We start from the raw sequence: 17055 nt of genomic DNA on the forward strand, positions 1-17055 counted from the left end.
AACTTTGTGGCATTATTTTTACAGGGTATGTGCCCTAGTGTTTTAATAAAATTTTAAATTCACCAACTCAATTATTGATGAACCTGTTTATGTTGAAAAGAGCCCGGTTATTTCTTGGCATATTGTCTGTTTTTTTTACAACCGCTTTAAAAGCGCAAGATACTGACCCGAATATGGGTATAATACCGGCACCTGTTTCCGTTAAAAAAAATGCGGGCAATTTTGTGCTGAGTGGCCAAACCACATTGTTGGCCGATAGTATTGATAACAAAGCTGTTTTGTTTTTGGCAGACTATCTGCAAAATAAAATAGCGTTACGCGTTCAGCCCAAACAAAATTCGGGGCAAAGCAATGCCAATAGTTTAGTGCTAACAAGCATTGGTTCTGAAACTTTACCTGCAGATGGTTACCGCCTAAGCATATCGCCGCAAAATATTACCATAATTGGTAAGGGGGCGGGTTTGTTTTATGGAATACAAACACTTATACAACTTATTCCTACTGAGCGCGCTGCTGCCATTAATATCCCCTGTGCGCTGATAGAAGATTTTTCGCGTTTTAAATACCGCGGCTTTATGCTGGACGTGTCGCGACACTTTTTCTCGGTTGAGACGGTAAAGAAATATATAGACCTGATGGCGACCTATAAGTTGAATAATTTCCATTGGCATTTAAGCGACGACCAGGGATGGCGGGTTGAGATAAAGAAATATCCCAAGCTAACCGAGATAGCCAGCAAACGGGCCGAAACGCTTATAGGTAATTATCACGACCGCCAGCCCCAGCAATTTGATAGCACGCCTTATGGTGGCTTTTATACTCAGGAAGAGATTCGCGATGTGGTGCGTTACGCTGCGGCAAAATATATAAATATCATTCCCGAAATTGATATGCCGGGCCACTCTAAAGCTGCCCTGACGGCCTATCCTGAGTTTGGCTGCAATGCGCCCGACACCTACACGGTATCGGGCACCTGGAGCGAAAGACATGATGTGTTTTGCCCCACTGAGGCAACCTTTACTTTTTTGCAGGATATTCTGACAGAGTTAATGGCGCTATTTCCGGGTAAGTACATACATATAGGCGGCGATGAGGTTGCCAAGGACGATTGGAAAGCCAATACGTTTTCGCAGCAATTGATAAAACGCCTAAAGTTAAAAGATGAAAAAGGCCTTCAAAGCTACTTTATGCGCCGCATGGAAGAGTTTGTTAACTCAAAAGGGCGTGTGGTTATAGGCTGGGATGAGATATTGGAGGGTGGCCTTCCACCTAAAGCTACTATAATGAGCTGGCGCGGCGAAGCGGGTGGTATAGCTGCCGCGCAGCAAAATCATGAGGTTATAATGGCTCCGAGCAATCAAGCGCTTTATCTTGATCATACACAAGGAACAAATTTGAATACAGAACCCGTGGGTATTGGTGGTAATGCACCCATACAAAAAACTTACGCTTACAATCCTACACCTGCGCAGCTTACGCCAGATCAGCAGAAATATATTATAGGCGTACAAGCCAACTTGTGGAACGAGTATATTGCAACTCCCAATAAGGTAGAGTATATGCTGCTGCCGCGGTTTATGGCGCTCTCAGAAATTGCATGGACGCCATTGGCTAATAAAAACTTTACCGATTTTATGGAGGTAAGGATACCGCAACATCTGGCAATTTTAGAGAAAAATAACTATAACTATCGCGTGCCAACTGCTATTGGGGGCAAAGATACCATCATGTTTGGCAGCCAGTTAAGCGCGCAGCTTAAACCATCAGTAAAAGGGGCTAAAGTGTATTATACCATAGATGGTTACACACCAAACGAAACCGACCTGGAATACAAAGCGCCTATCAGTCTGAGTATTCCGCTAACGCAGTACCGCGAGTTGCAAACCGTGGTTATAACGCCGGGTGGAAAAAGAAGCAACGCCACCAAAACTGTTGTTTATAATAAAACACCATTTCCGCCGGTTGAATATACAGCCAACAGGGCCGGACTATTATATCAATTATTTCCCGGCAATGATTTTACTAACGTGCGTCAATTAAGCTTGTCTACCGCGCCTTTTGATACTTTGCAGGTGGTTAAAAGCTTTAATACTTTACCCTTCCGTAAAATTGCCAACTCGTTTGGTGTAATTTATAGCGGCTACCTGCGTGCAGATGAAGATGGCGTTTACGGCTTCTCAACACTATCTGACGATGGCTCGATGTTGTATATTGATGATGTGCCTGTGGTAGATAATGACGGAAGGCATTCGCCGTTAGAGAAAGGCGGGGCGGTTCCGCTGCAAAAAGGTTTTCATAAAATTACTATAAAGTATATTGATGTACGTATACCCGGAAAAATACAGGTATTTATGACCATGCCGGGAAAACCTAAAGGGGAGTTATCGCCCGAATCACTCTTTTATTAAATGTAGATGAAAAAGACCGCGATTTTTTTTATACCCGCGCTTTGCGCAATTATTGCTGCTTGTAACAACACCGAAAAACCGGTAGTTAAAGCGCCGGTCAATACCGCGCCGGCAGTAATGGCCCCATTCAGGTATCATAAGCTGGTAGAGGTATCGCCCGGGCAATATTATGATGTATTGAGTTGGGGTAGAGCTTCAACGGATACAGGATCTTTTGTCATCCTGCATTCTGATTCATCGGGTCGTAAATACAACACCACAACCGGAGATCTGGATGGCAAAATAGCCGAAGTTTTTAATACAGATATGGATGCCGACGGCAATCCGGAAATATTGATACAAGCTAAAAGTACCGATACAACTAAACGCGTAAATATTTATGCCTTTGAGTTCAATAACAATTCGGCACGTAAAATTGATTTCCCAAGCCTTAAAAGTTCCAAAGCTAACTACCGGGGGAAAGACAATTTTTATATCCAGGAAGGCAAATTAATCCGCGAGTTTCCTTCGTATACCGGCAATGGCAGCGAAGCGAAACCAACAGGCGGCAAGTTTAAACTACAGTATACTTTAAGCGGCAACGAGTTTGATATCAAAACGCTGGTAAAAGATTCGACATTGAAAGAAGAGCCGGTGGTGCAAGCCGCCCCAAAGAAAAAGGAAAGCACAAAGAAAAAAACCACCAAAAAGAAACGCCGGAGAAGATAGCGTTTAGGGGCTTTGTTGAAATGATTTTTGTGTTGGTGATATTCTCTTTACAATTGGTTTAAATATTTTGATGCTAATGCCTTTTTTGCATATTTGTATATAACCCATTAAGCCTGTGCATTTTTTATATCCTGCTTTTTTATTCGCGTTAGCGTCGCTTGCTATACCTGTAATAGTGCATCTGTTCAATTTTCGCAGGTATCAAAAGGTTTATTTCAGTAATGTACAGTTTTTAAAGAGCATACAAGAGCAACAGTCATCACGCCGCAATGTAAAAGAGCGGCTTATTCTGGCATCGCGTTTATTGGCATTATTTTTTTTGGTGCTGGCTTTTGCCCGCCCTTATCTACCCGGAAAACACGCGGAGATAGCTGGCCCGAGGCAGTTAGTAAGCATCTTTATTGATAACTCGTATTCCATGCAGAACCTTAACAGGGAAGGTTCATTGCTTGACGAAGCTAAACGCAGGGCTAAGGAGATAGCCGCGGCTTATACCAATAATGATCGTTTTCAGCTGCTTACACAGGATTTCGAGGGTAAACATCAGCGCCTGCTTACGCGCGCGGAGTTTTTTGACGAGGCTGATGCCGTTAAGATCAGTCCGCGTAACCACAAACTGCAGCAAATAATTTACAGGCAGCAAAGCCTTTTGGACATGCAGCCCGAGGCAGAGCGCTCTGTATATATCCTGTCCGATTTTCAAAAAAACATAGCTGACGCCAAACCTTTAAAAAGCGATACCAGCTTGCATATAAGCCTGGTTCAATTAAAGGCCAGCACGCCCGCTAACGTGGCGGTTGATTCTGTTTGGCTACTTAGCGCTATCCATCGCCCCGGTGAAACGGAGAAGATGTTAGTTAAGCTGCATAACTATGCAAACGAAGCATCGACGAAAATACCGCTCAAATTGAGCATAAACGGCGAACAAAAAGCATTGGGTGGTTTCACTATCCCCGCGCATTCTTCGCAAGTGGATACACTCACTTTTTCAGGCCTTACAGCCGGATGGCAGCGTGGCGAGATAAGTATGCAGGATAACCCTGTTACATTTGATAACCGCTTCTTTCTCAGCTTTAATGTTAAAGAGAAGATGCCGGTGCTGCTAATAGATGGGGGCGTTGCAAATCCCTTTTTAAAAGCAGTTTTTGGTTCTGATCCTTTCTTTGCGGTGAGCCGTGTACCTGAGGGCAATGTAGATTATGCCTCATTAAGTACTTATCCGCTTATTGCCATAAGCGATGTCCGTATGGTTTCACCGGGCCTGTCGCAGCAGCTAACTACCTATGTTAAAAAGGGAGGAACACTCGTTGTATTTCCCGCTACGGACGCCGACCTTGTTAATAACCGCTCTTTCCTGCAAAATTTAGGAGCGGCTTACCCTGAGCAGATGGCAACGGAGAATGTTAAGGTAACATCGCTTAATTTACAAAACCCGGTTTTTAAAGACATTTTCGAGGCGTTCCCTAAAAATCCCGATCTGCCGCTGGTTAAAAAATATTATCACCTTAATTCGGCAGTAAAAATGCAAAGCGAAAACGTGATGCAATTGCAGAACGGTTATTCTTTCTGGGCGGGATATAACAGCGGTGCGGGGAAAGTCTATGTATCTGCAGTACCATTAGCGGAGGAATTCAGCAATTTGCCCCGCCACGCTTTGTTTGTGCCGATAATGTTCAGAATAGCATTATTAAGCGGACGCGAGCAGCCCTTATTTTATAGCATGGGACATGACGATGTTATAGAAACCTTGCCTATACAATCATCAGAAAAGCAATTGTTAAAACTGACAAAAGCGGGTAAAAGTATTATTCCTGATGTGCGGCAACAGGAGGGAAGCACACTGCTTTATGTATCCGATCAATTGGAGGAAACCGGTTTATACGATCTGAAAAAGCAGGATAGCACAGTTGCCGTTATGGCTTTTAATGACAACAGGGCGGAGTCTGATATGAGCTACTACAGTACCGCAGACCTGGATAATATTGTACCCGAAGCGCGGGGCGTTATACAAACTACAAAGGCGTCGTTAAAAGATGTTATAGGTACATCAAATTTTGGCACGCAATTATGGAAACTTTGTATAATTTTGGCATTGGTTTTTCTGGCTGCGGAAATACTGCTGATAAAGTTCTATAAAACGGATCAGCGGATGCTTTTGCGGGACGAGGAGCCTACACCAGTCCACACATAAACAGCGCGAATGAATTTGCTTATCAAATCAGCTACAGTTGTTGACCCCAACTCACCCTTCAATCAACAAGTTGCCGATATTTTAATAGAAAAAGGAACTATAACAGCCATAGCCAAAGAAATTGAAGCCAAAGGCAACGTTTTTGATGCAAGGGGTAAATATGTAATACCCGGCTTTTTTGATCTTAACTGCAACATTGGCGAATTGGGCCTTGAGTCAAAAGAAACACTGCAATCTGGCACCAAAGCAGCGGCAGCAGGTGGTTTTACAGGCATAGCTTTAATGCCCAATACGCATCCGCCGGTCCATTCAAAGGCAGAAGTAGAGTATTTATCTAACCGCGCTAAAAACAATCTGGTTGACGTGTATCCACTGGGTACCATATCACATAAACGGGAGGGTAAAGATCTGGCCGAGATGTATGATATGTATCTAAGCGGCGCCAAGGCCTTTACAGACGGCACACGCCCCGTTAGTGACGCCGGCCTTATGGAGCGCGCGTTGTTATATACAAAGGGTTTTGAAGCGCTGGTTTTCTCTTATCCCGAAGATCCGGCGATAGCGGGTAAGGCCAAAGTTAACGAAGGGGAGGTTAGCACTTTGTTAGGTATGAAAGGCATCCCTTCACTGGCAGAAGAGCTTATTGTAGCACGTGACCTTTATCTGGCAGAGTACACGGATTCAAAAATACATTTCAGCACCATCTCAACAACCCGGTCTGTTGAATTGATCAGAGAAGCTAAGAAAAAAGGGATCAAGGTAACATGCGATGTAGCCGCGCATCACCTTGTGCTATCAGACCAGGCTTTAATGGGCTTTAACAGCCTTTATAAGGTAAAACCACCCCTACGTACCTCGGCAGATCTGAAGGCGCTTATAAAGGGCTTAAACGATGGTACTATTGACGCCATTGTAAGCCAGCATACGCCACACGAGATAGAGTTTAAAGATGTTGAATTCGAGGTGGCCGAATATGGCATGATAGGCCTGCAAACGGCCTTTTCTCTCGCCTTAAAGGCGGGATTGTCATTAGAAACAATCGTGCAGAAATTGTCTGTCAACCCACGGAATATATTAAGTGTTGAGGTTCCGGTTATAACAGAAGGCAAACCGGCAAATGTTGTTGTGGTTGATAAAAATGCAGAATGGCACTACAACAGGGGCAATAATTTTTCCACCTCATCCAATTCGCCTTATTTGGGCCAAAGTTTAAAAGGTAGCGTAATGCTCACCTGTAACAATAATCAATTGTTCGTATCTGATAAATAATAAAGCGATGATAGATCCTAAAGTTAATTCGGCCCTTAACGCTGCCATGCAGGCATTAACTCAATACGCAAATGCCGATGCAGGTAAATTGACCAGGCAATTAGAAGAGGTTTTTTCATTAGAAATGGACTTCTTAACAAAGGTAGATGCGCTGGACAAAACAGTTGACGATAATCCAAAACTGGAAGGTTTGCGCGAAATATTGTTTGATCTGCTGATGATCAACTTTTTTAGCGCCGATGTTAAAAAGCTGGAAGAAGATTACCTGGATAGTAAAGAGTGGGAGGATATTGAAGAAGAAACGCTTGACAGAGGTACTGAGCTGCTTAATTTATTACTATACTTGAATGAGTGCGCGGATGAAGACATAGCGCCCGAACTGGAGGATTACCTGAAAGAATTCTTGCTGGTTGACGAAGATGAGTTCCAGGACGAATATCGGATATATGAACCGGTTATAGCTAACCAGATACTAATGGAAAGCCCGCTTAAAGAAATTGCAAAGGTTGCCGGGAAACTGCCCGAAGATTCTGAGCTTAAAGAGATTTTTTATGCGATGATGTGTTTTTTTCAAAACCCTGAAGCGGACAAAGCGGAACAAGAAGCCATAGCGGAAAATGCTGAAGAAAAAGAGTTTTCAATGCCGGTATTCGCTATATTACAGTCGTTTATTTAAACCTTAAAAAATAAAATATGGAACAATTAGTATTACCCCCCAATCCTACTAAAGTGGCAACCAAATGGGCATTAATTAATGCATTAACAGCTATAATTATTACCTATTTAATGCATTTTTTGAATGTGCCGGTAAAGTCGCCGATACAATACATATCATATGTGTTCTTTATAGCGTACTTGTTTTTATCTCAAAAGGAATTCAAAGATCAACTTGGTGGTTTCATTACGTTTGGTCAGGCTTTTTCTACAGGTTTTAGATATGCCGTTTTTACAGGTTTGTTAACTGCCGTATTTATCTATCTGTATTATTCGATATTAAACCCTGAAGCATATGATAAGATCCTTGAGATAACGCAAACATCAATGGAAGAACAGAATGCGCCAAGCTCTCAAATAGAAAAGACCATGGATATTATGCGCAGCTGGGGCCCTTTACTTTCTGCATTCGGCGTGGCGGTGGGTTCGGCTATCATGGGAGCAATTGTAAGCCTTATAACCGCAGCAATACTCAAGAAAGAGCGTTCTCCACTTGATATTGCCGAAAGCGCTGTTGATCCGGAATAAGAATTAAGTTGCATAACAAAAAAAGGCCTTCCGTATATTCGGGAGGCCTTTTTTTGTTATAAGAAACTTTGTTTAAATCACTTTTTCAAAACCTGTTTCACAATATCATTGCCGAATACAAATACCATTAGCGAGATCAACAAAACAAATCCAACGATCTGAGCGCGTTCTAAAAATTTGTCGCTTAGTGGTTTTCCTTTTATCATTTCAATTATCAGGAACACTGCATGACCACCATCCAATGCCGGGATAGGCAACAGGTTGGTAAAGGCAAGTACCATAGAAAGGAAGCCTACCAGGCTCCAGAAATGCATCCAATCTAAAGTTGTACCAAACATATTGGCAATGCCCACAGGGCCAACAACTGCTTTGTTAAATTTAACATCGCCCGAAAATACTTTTGAAAGGCCTTTAATATTGTCTGTAAAAGTGCCCCAGGCTTTTGATGCACCAACCGGTAACGATCCAATTACTCCGTATTTTACCGTAACATCAGCCGGCAAATTGAAATCAGCATAAAAGCCAATAGTACCCTCTGCGCTTATCTGCGCGGTTAAATGCCTTGCGGAGTCTGCGCGTAAAACGGTAAGATATACAGCTTTGCCCTTGTTTTGTTTAAGGGTAGCCTGCAGTTCATCGTAAAATTTGATCTGCGTATTGTTGATAGCAATTATGCTGTCGCCTTTCAATAAACCGGCTTTTGCAGCTCCGCTGTTGGGTGTAACAGAATCAACCGTGAAGGTTGTACGGGGCCTTATGAATTGCTCAATTCCATAGTCTGCCAAATAGCCTATAGTGTTAGATGGAACCTTAAGCTCGAATGTTTTATTGTCTCGTTCTACAGTTAAAACACTATGATCAAGCAAAACCTTTGAGCTGATAAGTTCCTGAAAACGCTCTACCGGTTTGCCATTAACTGCTATAATTTTATCACCGGCTTTAAGTCCTATTTTTTCGCCTATAATACCCGGTGAAATTCCGTTGGTAACGCTGTTATTCGGAATGTAAGTTTCGCCCACTTTAGCAGTTATCATCCAAAAAATGAAAATGCCTAATACCACGTTAACAATTATACCACCCAACATAACAATAAGGCGCTGCCATGCCGGTTTTGAGCGAAATTCCCAGGGCTGTGGCGGGCCGGCCATTTGCTCGGTATCCATAGATTCATCTATCATGCCGGCTATTTTAACATAGCCACCCAAAGGCAGCCAACCTATACCGTATTCAACATCTTTATAAGTAAATTTAAACAGACTAAAATTCCAGGCGTCAAAAAACAAATAGAATTTTTCAACCCTTATTCCAAAAGCCCTTGCGGCTAAAAAGTGGCCAAGCTCGTGCAGTATCACCAAAATCGAGAGCCCCAGTATCAACTGGCCAACCATTATTACTATACCCATATGTTATTTTATATCAAATTGCAGCACCTTTAACGGTTTTATGCTGTATTATATTTTGCGCAAATATGCGTGTTTCTTTGTCAGTATTCAAATAGTCATCAAGCGTTGGACTATCAAGGTATGCGATATGTTTCATGCACGCTTCAATTATATCGCTTATTTCTAAAAAACCAATTTTATCGCTCAAAAAACCTGCAACAGCTACTTCGTTAGCCGCGTTAATTATACACGGCATGTTTCCGCCATCATTAAGCGCCTTAAATGCCAGGCCAAGGTTACGGAAGGTTTCGGTGTCGGGTTTTTCAAAGCTTAGGTTTGGATATGCCGTAAAATCAAACCGCTTAAAATTATTCTGTAAACGTGCAGGATAGGCCAAAGCGTATTGAATGGGTAACTTCATATCGGGCAAACCCATTTGCGCTTTTATAGAGCCATCATTAAACTGAACCATTGAATGAACAATAGACTGCGGGTGAACAATTACTTCTATCTTATCATTATCGATATCAAAAAGCCATTTCGCTTCTATAACTTCCAACCCTTTATTCATCAGGGTGGCGGAGTCAATAGTGATCTTGGCACCCATTACCCAGTTGGGGTGTTTAAGGGCATGCTCACGTGTAACTGTTGCCAAAAAAGCAGCGTCTTTACCCCTGAATGGCCCGCCGGAAGCAGTAAGAATAAGTTTTTCTATTGACTTATTATCCTCGCCAACCAAACACTGGTAAATGGCAGAGTGCTCTGAATCGACCGGTAATATTTTAACATTATGCTTTTTAGCCAGGTCGGTAATTAATTCGCCTGCAACAACTAATGTTTCCTTGTTTGCTAACGCGATGGTTTTACCTGCTTTAATTGCAGCGATTGTGGGCTGTAAACCGGCAAAGCCAACCATAGCGGTTAAAACTATATCAATATCCGGATGGGTAACGGCATCTATTATGGCACTAATACCTGCAATTACCTTAATTGGAGTATGGGCGAGTGCTTGTTTAACTTCGAGATACTTAGCGTCATCGCATATAGCTACATATTCCGGGTTGAATTGTAACGCCTGTTGTATTAGTAAATAAGCATTGTTATTTGCCGTCAACAGGAAAGCCTTGAACAAGGAGGGGTTTTCTGCAATTACTTCTAACGCCTGCGTACCAATACTGCCTGTTGAGCCAAGAATGGCTATATTTTTAGGATTGTTCAATTTCTATTATAAATGCATTACCACGAGAACCCGTAATAGCATGGTTTAAATTATTAATCAATATACTGCTGCAGCCCCTCTGCTATCTTTCTGTCGTTTGATAAACGGGGAACTTTATTTTGACCGCCAAGTTTGCCCTGCGATCGCATAAAGTTAATAAATGCATCTTTTTTTAGGCGTCTTATTATCAAAGGTTGCAAAATATTGCCATCAATAAGGTCAAAATAATAAATATTTTTTGCCTGTAGCGCCTTGTCAACTTTTGCAGCAAATGCGGGCATATCCAGTGGCTCGGCACCGAATTCAACAAGCCATTCGTGATAGGGTAGTTGCCCTTCACCCGGGTTTACCTGCGGTGCCACAGTAAATTCAACAATATCAATTCCCTCATTATTGGCAACGGTCATTAAAGCATGCTCTACCTCTTCACCAATAACATGTTCGCCAAAGGCAGAGATATAGTGTTTTATCCTGCCGCTTACTATTATCCTGTACGGATTTTTAGAAACGAATTTAACGGTATCGCCAATGCTGTAGCCCCAAAGCCCTGCGTTGGTATTCATTATCAACGCGTAGTTTTTATCCAGTTCAACATCTTCCAAACTTATACGGGTAGGGGTGTCGTTAAAATACTCGTCAGAAGGAATGAATTCGTAGAAAATGCCTGAATCAACAAGTAGTAAAAGCCCCTTCTCTTTTTGTGAGTCCTGAAAAGCTATAAAGCCCTCAGAGGCGGGATAGGTTTCAATGGTATCAATGGCGAAGCCAATACTCTCCTGTATGCGGGCGCGATAGGGTTCAAAATTTACGCCGCCGTAAACGTATAATTTAAAGTTAGGGAAGATGTCTTTTATTTTTTTACCGCCGGATGCAGCCGAAAGTCTGTCGAAATACATTTGGCACCAGGGTGGTATGCCCGATATGAGGCGCATGTCTTCCTTCAAAGTTTCCGCAACAATCGCATCAACCTTTTGCTCCCAATCATCAATACAATTAACATCATGACTTGGTAGCCGATTTTTTTGAAGGTAAGCAGGAACATGATGCGCTACTATACCTGATAGCCTGCCTGTTGGAATTCCGGCCTTTTCTGCCAGTTCAGGGCTGCCTTGCAGGAAGATCATTTTACCATCTACGAAGTCAGATTTGCCGGTCTCGTGAATGTAGCTTAGTAAGGCGTTACGTGCCGCCTTAATATGGTCGGGCATGCTCTCTTTGCTTATGGGGATATATTTTACGCCCGATGTTGTGCCTGATGTTTTGGTGAGATAGGCTGGTTTGCCGGGCCAAAGCACATTTTCTTCACCATCAATTACACGCTTAATGTAGGGGGTAAGCTCTTCATAATCGCGAATGGGGACAAGGCGCTTAAAATCATCATAAGTTTTGATCTGGTCAAAATGATGGGCACGGCCAAACGCGGTTTGTTTGGCCTGTTCTATTATTTGATGAAAAGTTTTCTGTTGGAGTAATACGGCGTTGCCGCGTATTTTGTTGATATCGCGGTTTACCCATGCCGCAAATACTTTGCTTAATATGGCTTTTAAACCCATAACTTAATCTGTCTCGGCAATGCCATCATCTATATCCTGGTGCGCATAAACCAATTTGCGGTAAGTTACCATTACCAGCACCTGCACGGTTGGAAACGCTATTACAAACCACAAATAAAAGGCAAGCCGTAAAATGAAGCTGTCTTCGTCGGGATCAAAAAGTTTAATGGATGTTAAGATAATCAACAGGGTGGCTACCATAAAACCTAATATGATAAGTACCACGCCGAGTGTCTTGAAAAAATGGTCCTTAGTTATTAAAAAGCTCTGCAGCAATGCTTCGTAAGCATGCGAGTCTTCGTCAACAACAAAGCAAACGCAAAATATAGATCGTATTAACAAGTAGCCAATTGCCACAGCTTCTAAAAACTTAGCTATATTTTGGATAACAGGCCAGTTTTGAAGCAGCAAATTAATAAACCAGAATGTTCCGATAAGCAATGAATAAGACAAACCAATTATAATGAAACGAAAAGCCATAGGGAAGGACGGCCAGATTTCTCTGAACTCAAACTCGTAGTATTGCTTGTCCATCAACGTAAGAATTAGCTTATAAAAACTTAACGCCAGGTAAGATTGTACCAGCATTTGTATAAAAAGAACCAGCAATTGATAACCTATCGAGTCGTCAAGTAAAACAAACGAGTTAACAAATTCGGTGAAACCAATAACCACTAAAGAAATAATGGAATATATGGCCAGGATGGCAAAATTGCCCCTCAGCACATTCCATGATGTCTTTATAGTTTCTGCAACCGAAAAAGGATGGTACATGATATATTATAAAGTAGGTACTTGTTTTTTTAACACAATGCGTTTCCAAAAATCCTGCATAAAGCCTAAACCATATGCCGTTAGCTGAATAAAGGAAGCCACCACCCCCAAAAGTGCAATTTTTAGCGATTTGTTTTTCCACCATGCGTGAAAAAATATTAACATAATTATCAGCGCCAGTATAATATTGAAAAATATGCCTAACGGAGGGTAAAATATGTTGCTCAGTATCATAAATATAAGAAAAACCGTAAAAGCTGCCGGGAAAAAATGAACCAATTTCAAAGTGTCCGGAAAGAACTTGTAGATATTGATACGGGCGCGGCCAAAAAAATGGATCTGCTTATAAAACTGCGCCAAATTAGTACGGCGCTTGTGATAAACCTTGGCCTCGGGTATCAGGCCGATCTTAAAACCGAAGGAGTGTATACGGATGCTATACTCAATGTCTTCGCCCAAACGGGTTATTTTAAAGCCTCCTGCTTTTTGCCATGCGGCTCTTGATAAGCCCATGTTGAAGCTGCGTGGATGGAACTGCCCCCCAATGGCTTTTTTATTGCCTCTGATCCCTCCTGTAGTGAACGGCGATGTCATGGCATAGCTAATGGCTTTTTGAGTAGGGGTGAAGCTTTCATGCGCCGCATCAGGCCCTCCGTAAGCGTCGAGCCAATGGGTAGCAAGCGAATCATTAACAATTTGAAGATAGTCTGGTGGTATCAGGCAGTCCGAATCAAATATTATAAAATAATCGCCTTTGGCGCGTTCAAACGCATAGTTACGGGCAAAACCCTGACCGCCGTTTTCTTTAACGTAGTAGCGCAGGTCGAGTTGATCCGTAAAACCTTTTACAATATCTGCAGCATCCAGTTTGGAGCCATCCTCTATAACCAAAACCTCAAAGTGTTTGTAGGTTTGCTGCACAAGCGTTTCCAGCAGTTCTTTTATCTCCTGCGGGCGGTTGTATAGGGGGATGATTACGGAGAAAAACATTTTGTTAATGTGCAGATATGCGGATTCGCAAATATGCAGATTGTTTGTGTTGACAATTATAGTTTAATGAAATTTTAATTTGCACATCTACTCATTTGCATATCTGCACATTCATATCACATCATCAATCTGGTATCTGTTACGGTCAGGCGCGCTACGGGCAACCAGTTCTGCAACAAAGCCTGTTAAGAACAGTTGTGACCCGAGTAATATTGCCACTAAAGCAAAATAAAACAAAGGGTTATCGGTAGCGTCGCGATACGGAATATGCAGGTGGTGCTTTGCATTTTGCCAAATGATATATTTCTTTTCCGCTACTATCCAAACAGCCAAAACAAAACCTAAAAGGAAGCTTAATGTGCCCATCAAACCAAAAAAATGCATGGGACGTTTGCCAAACTTGCCTACAAAGAATATCGATAGCAGATCTAAAAGTCCGTTGATGAACCTGCTCATGCCAAATTTGGTGGTGCCGTATTTACGAGCGCGGTGCTCAACAACCTGCTCGCCAATTTTGGTGAAGCCTGCCCATTTGGCTATAACCGGTACATAGCGGTGCATTTCCCCATATACCTCTATGTTTTTTACTACAGCCTTGCGATAAGCCTTTAAGCCGCAGTTAAAATCGTGCAGATTATCTATGCCCGACATTTTGCGGGTGGCCCAGTTGTATACTTTGGTAGGTATGGTTTTACTCAGCGGGTCATAACGCTTAGCTTTCCAGCCGGATACCAGGTCGTACTTGTCTTCGGTTATGCGGCGGTAAAGGGCGGGTATCTCATCGGGGCTATCCTGAAGATCGGCATCCATGGTGATGATAACATCGCCTTGAGCGTGCTCAAAGCCGGTATTAAGGGCAGCTGATTTGCCGTAGTTACGTCTGAACCTTACACCCCGAATAAACGGGTTGTTTAACCGCAGCTTATTGATCATATCCCACGAGCCATCGTTACTGCCGTCATCAACCAGAACTATTTCGTAAGTAAAATGGTTCTCGTCCATCACCCGGCTTATCCATGAGGTTAGCTCTGGTAGCGATTCTACTTCGTTGTATAAAGGTACTACTACTGATATGTCCATTTATAGGGCAGGGTGGGATAAACCCATGCAAAAATATAAAAATTGAGGAATGGTTAAGCTAATGTTAGATTAATGCCTTGTTAAAAGCTGTAAAATCTATTTAAATGCTTGTTATTTAGTGTATTGTTAAAATGAAAATCAGTAAAAAGTGGTACACCGTTTGGTACACTTTTGAGTATACTAAGATTTGAAAACGTTAAGCAAACTCCGCTGGCCTTCATTAGACTGTTATGCTTATCCTTGCTGCTCAAAATAAATTGTTTTTTTGTTGTCCTGTTTTCTGATTCGTAAAATCAAAACAAAATCTATAGAAATTGTGGTTCCTACCCAAACAAATAGCACAATCGGACTAAAATCTTCTGAAGCTGGAAATGATAGCAATTTTAAAGTGAGCCAGCTTTTAAAAATTATCGATAATAGATGTATTATAGTAAAGTAGACTTTATTGACTGCTTTATTAGAAAAAAAAGTTAATACGTCCGTCAACACAACAAAGAACATAATTGACGAGAATATTAAAAGGGATACGTTTTCAGGATTTTTAAAGACAAAAATTTGATGGCCCGCAGCCCCCAATATGGCTATCGATAGTAACCCAAAGAGTATAGAACTTATAATGTTTACTGTGACAGTTAATCTCATCTAAACGCTAAACAATGCTTTTCAATACGGATAATACCTTTCCTCTTCCTCCTTCAATCCAAACTCCTTTTTTAACATAAATAAAATTCCACTGCCAATCATCGTGAAAACTATACTTGCCACCCAGATCCAGTAACCCGACCGGTACTCTGTTATGTAAGATACCTTGCCGGGTTTTTGATCTGCTATTTCATTGCAAAGCAAAAAAGACAGGGATAAAACCGAGGAGGCGATGCTGAAGTAAAAGGCTTTTTTAATATCCTTTTTTAAGAACCACCAAACCGCCCACAGCAGGGGGTTGGCGTACCAAACCATACCGGCTACGCTTAAAATGCCGCCTATAGCGCCCAATGCCACCAAGGCTAATCCGTTCCAGTTGCCTCCGCAATTGCTTACGGTGCAAAACCCTTCTTGTGTTAGTGATATGATATAAAGTAATACGCCAAGAATGTAAACTACTTTAAGCGCTATGTTATAAGGTTTGTTTTGCATGGCTTACACCAAAACTAAATAAAAAAGCTGAAGGGTGCTGTTTCAGAGGTAGGAATTTTCGCTATCCACAACATAATTTTTTACGTCAGTGATATTTAGTTTAAAGTGATTGCTATCACCATAACTTCCACCATTTGCGTTTGGTAATTAATTGGGTTAACTTGATAGTCTTAATTGATTTTGGCTTTGTAGCTTCGGATGCTAATTGCATTTCAGCGGTGTCTTTCATATCCCACGCTGCTGAAAAGGAAGGCTTAAATAAGTAGCCTTTGCCACTATCATTTCGTATATCATATTCAACATTAACTGCAATTTTACCTACTACCTCATAAAATGCAGCATAATCTTTAAAGTATAGATCAGGGTAACGCCAGATAGCGTCGACATTGTCATCCCAATTGGCGAAATTACGTATGAGCACTTCAGACGCTTCAAAATCTCTGATTGATGGCTTTGTAACTTCATTGAGCCTTGTTGTTACCACAAGATTGCATGCAGTTTGTGGGTTATTGTCTGTTGCCAATATAACTGCCCCGCCATAATTGCCATTGTCCATTTTAAAAGCCAGGCAATCCCCGGTTTGAAATATGGGCGTTCTGTTCTTGTGCTTTTTACTTGATTTGGCTCTTGGCCTGTCTGATTGTATTTTTTGAAGAAATTTTTCTAAAACAGCTGTGCGTTTTTTAATATCTATGTGAGTCGCATCGTTGGCTAACCAAGTCTGTATGTCATCGCCAGAAGATATTATGTTTTCTATTTTTGACAATGTCTCGTTATCCAAGGATTTTGTTTCCCATAAGGCTAACCCAAGCGCAAACCAAATATTATTTCTGTCTTCGTCAACCTCAAGATTGTCGGCATTTTCATTCAATATGTATTTTGCAATATCGGCAGGCTGATTTCCCTTATTATATTGATCAAAGAACTCATCATACACATCCATGAAAGTATCATTCTCCTTTATTCCTGTTCCCCATGTGCCCATAATTGCTTACTAAAAATTGATAATTGTAGTATATATTGGTTGTTCCTAATTTAATTGTTTTTTGTACTAGTTGGACAAGTTATTGAATACGCCGATTTGGCTTGTAGGAAAGCGAGACTT

Annotated in this window: 14 protein-coding genes; 6 read left to right on the forward strand and 8 right to left on the reverse strand. The window is 41.6% G+C overall.

Annotated elements, in window-relative coordinates; genetic code table 11:
- Positions 1-89 precede the first annotated feature (89 nt).
- The 6 genes from ACFQZS_RS02420 to ACFQZS_RS02445 all read left to right on the forward strand — a co-directional run bounded on the left by ACFQZS_RS02420 (position 90) and on the right by ACFQZS_RS02445 (position 7818).
- The gene (locus tag ACFQZS_RS02420) at positions 90-2408 is read left to right on the forward strand and encodes a family 20 glycosylhydrolase (protein WP_377096948.1); all 2319 of its coding nucleotides are present in this window, start codon (positions 90-92) and stop codon (positions 2406-2408) included.
- A gap of 6 nt (positions 2409-2414) precedes the next feature.
- Positions 2415-3116, forward strand: coding sequence for a hypothetical protein (locus ACFQZS_RS02425; protein WP_377096950.1), 702 nt, complete (start codon positions 2415-2417; stop codon positions 3114-3116).
- Between the two features lie 115 nt (positions 3117-3231).
- On the forward strand, positions 3232-5307 hold the full coding sequence (locus ACFQZS_RS02430; RefSeq protein WP_377096951.1) for a BatA domain-containing protein: 2076 nt from the start codon (positions 3232-3234) through the stop codon (positions 5305-5307).
- Positions 5308-5316: 9 nt separating this feature from the next.
- Positions 5317-6576, forward strand: a complete 1260-nt coding sequence (locus ACFQZS_RS02435; protein WP_377096953.1) for a dihydroorotase — start codon at positions 5317-5319, stop codon at positions 6574-6576.
- 7 nt (positions 6577-6583) lie between these two features.
- Positions 6584-7252, forward strand: coding sequence for a hypothetical protein (locus tag ACFQZS_RS02440; protein WP_377096955.1), 669 nt, complete (start codon positions 6584-6586; stop codon positions 7250-7252).
- Positions 7253-7269: 17 nt separating this feature from the next.
- Positions 7270-7818 (forward strand): DUF4199 domain-containing protein, encoded by a 549-nt coding sequence (locus tag ACFQZS_RS02445; RefSeq protein WP_377096957.1) that lies wholly within the window; start codon positions 7270-7272, stop codon positions 7816-7818.
- Between the two features lie 77 nt (positions 7819-7895).
- Here the strand turns inward: ACFQZS_RS02445 and rseP are convergent, their stop codons facing one another.
- The 8 genes from rseP to ACFQZS_RS02485 all read right to left on the reverse strand — a co-directional run bounded on the left by rseP (position 7896) and on the right by ACFQZS_RS02485 (position 16935).
- On the reverse strand, positions 7896-9221 hold the full coding sequence (gene rseP / locus ACFQZS_RS02450; protein ID WP_377096959.1) for an RIP metalloprotease RseP: 1326 nt from the start codon (positions 9219-9221) through the stop codon (positions 7896-7898).
- A gap of 13 nt (positions 9222-9234) precedes the next feature.
- On the reverse strand, positions 9235-10419 hold the full coding sequence (locus ACFQZS_RS02455; protein WP_377096960.1) for a 1-deoxy-D-xylulose-5-phosphate reductoisomerase: 1185 nt from the start codon (positions 10417-10419) through the stop codon (positions 9235-9237).
- 53 nt (positions 10420-10472) lie between these two features.
- Complete coding sequence (locus ACFQZS_RS02460; RefSeq protein WP_377096962.1) at positions 10473-11972, reverse strand: GH3 auxin-responsive promoter family protein; 1500 nt, start codon at positions 11970-11972, stop codon at positions 10473-10475.
- Between the two features lie 3 nt (positions 11973-11975).
- The gene (locus ACFQZS_RS02465) at positions 11976-12746 is read right to left on the reverse strand and encodes a hypothetical protein (RefSeq protein WP_377096964.1); all 771 of its coding nucleotides are present in this window, start codon (positions 12744-12746) and stop codon (positions 11976-11978) included.
- Between the two features lie 6 nt (positions 12747-12752).
- Positions 12753-13736 carry a glycosyltransferase gene (locus tag ACFQZS_RS02470; RefSeq protein WP_377096966.1) on the reverse strand — a complete coding sequence of 328 codons (984 nt, stop codon included), beginning with the start codon at positions 13734-13736 and terminating at the stop codon, positions 12753-12755.
- A gap of 111 nt (positions 13737-13847) precedes the next feature.
- Entirely contained in the window at positions 13848-14816 is a 969-nt protein-coding gene (locus ACFQZS_RS02475; RefSeq protein WP_377096967.1) for a glycosyltransferase family 2 protein, read from the reverse strand.
- A 663-nt stretch (positions 14817-15479) separates the two neighbouring features.
- A complete protein-coding gene (locus ACFQZS_RS02480) occupies positions 15480-15950 on the reverse strand; it encodes a hypothetical protein (protein ID WP_377096969.1) in 471 nt (156 codons plus the stop codon).
- A 115-nt stretch (positions 15951-16065) separates the two neighbouring features.
- Positions 16066-16935: a DUF4259 domain-containing protein gene (locus tag ACFQZS_RS02485; RefSeq protein ID WP_377096971.1), complete on the reverse strand. Its 870-nt coding sequence runs from the start codon at positions 16933-16935 to the stop codon at positions 16066-16068.
- Positions 16936-17055: the final 120 nt, after the last annotated feature.

The sequence above is a fragment of the Mucilaginibacter calamicampi genome (genome assembly GCF_042676765.1).
Taxonomy (GTDB): Bacteria; Bacteroidota; Bacteroidia; order Sphingobacteriales; family Sphingobacteriaceae; genus Mucilaginibacter; species Mucilaginibacter calamicampi.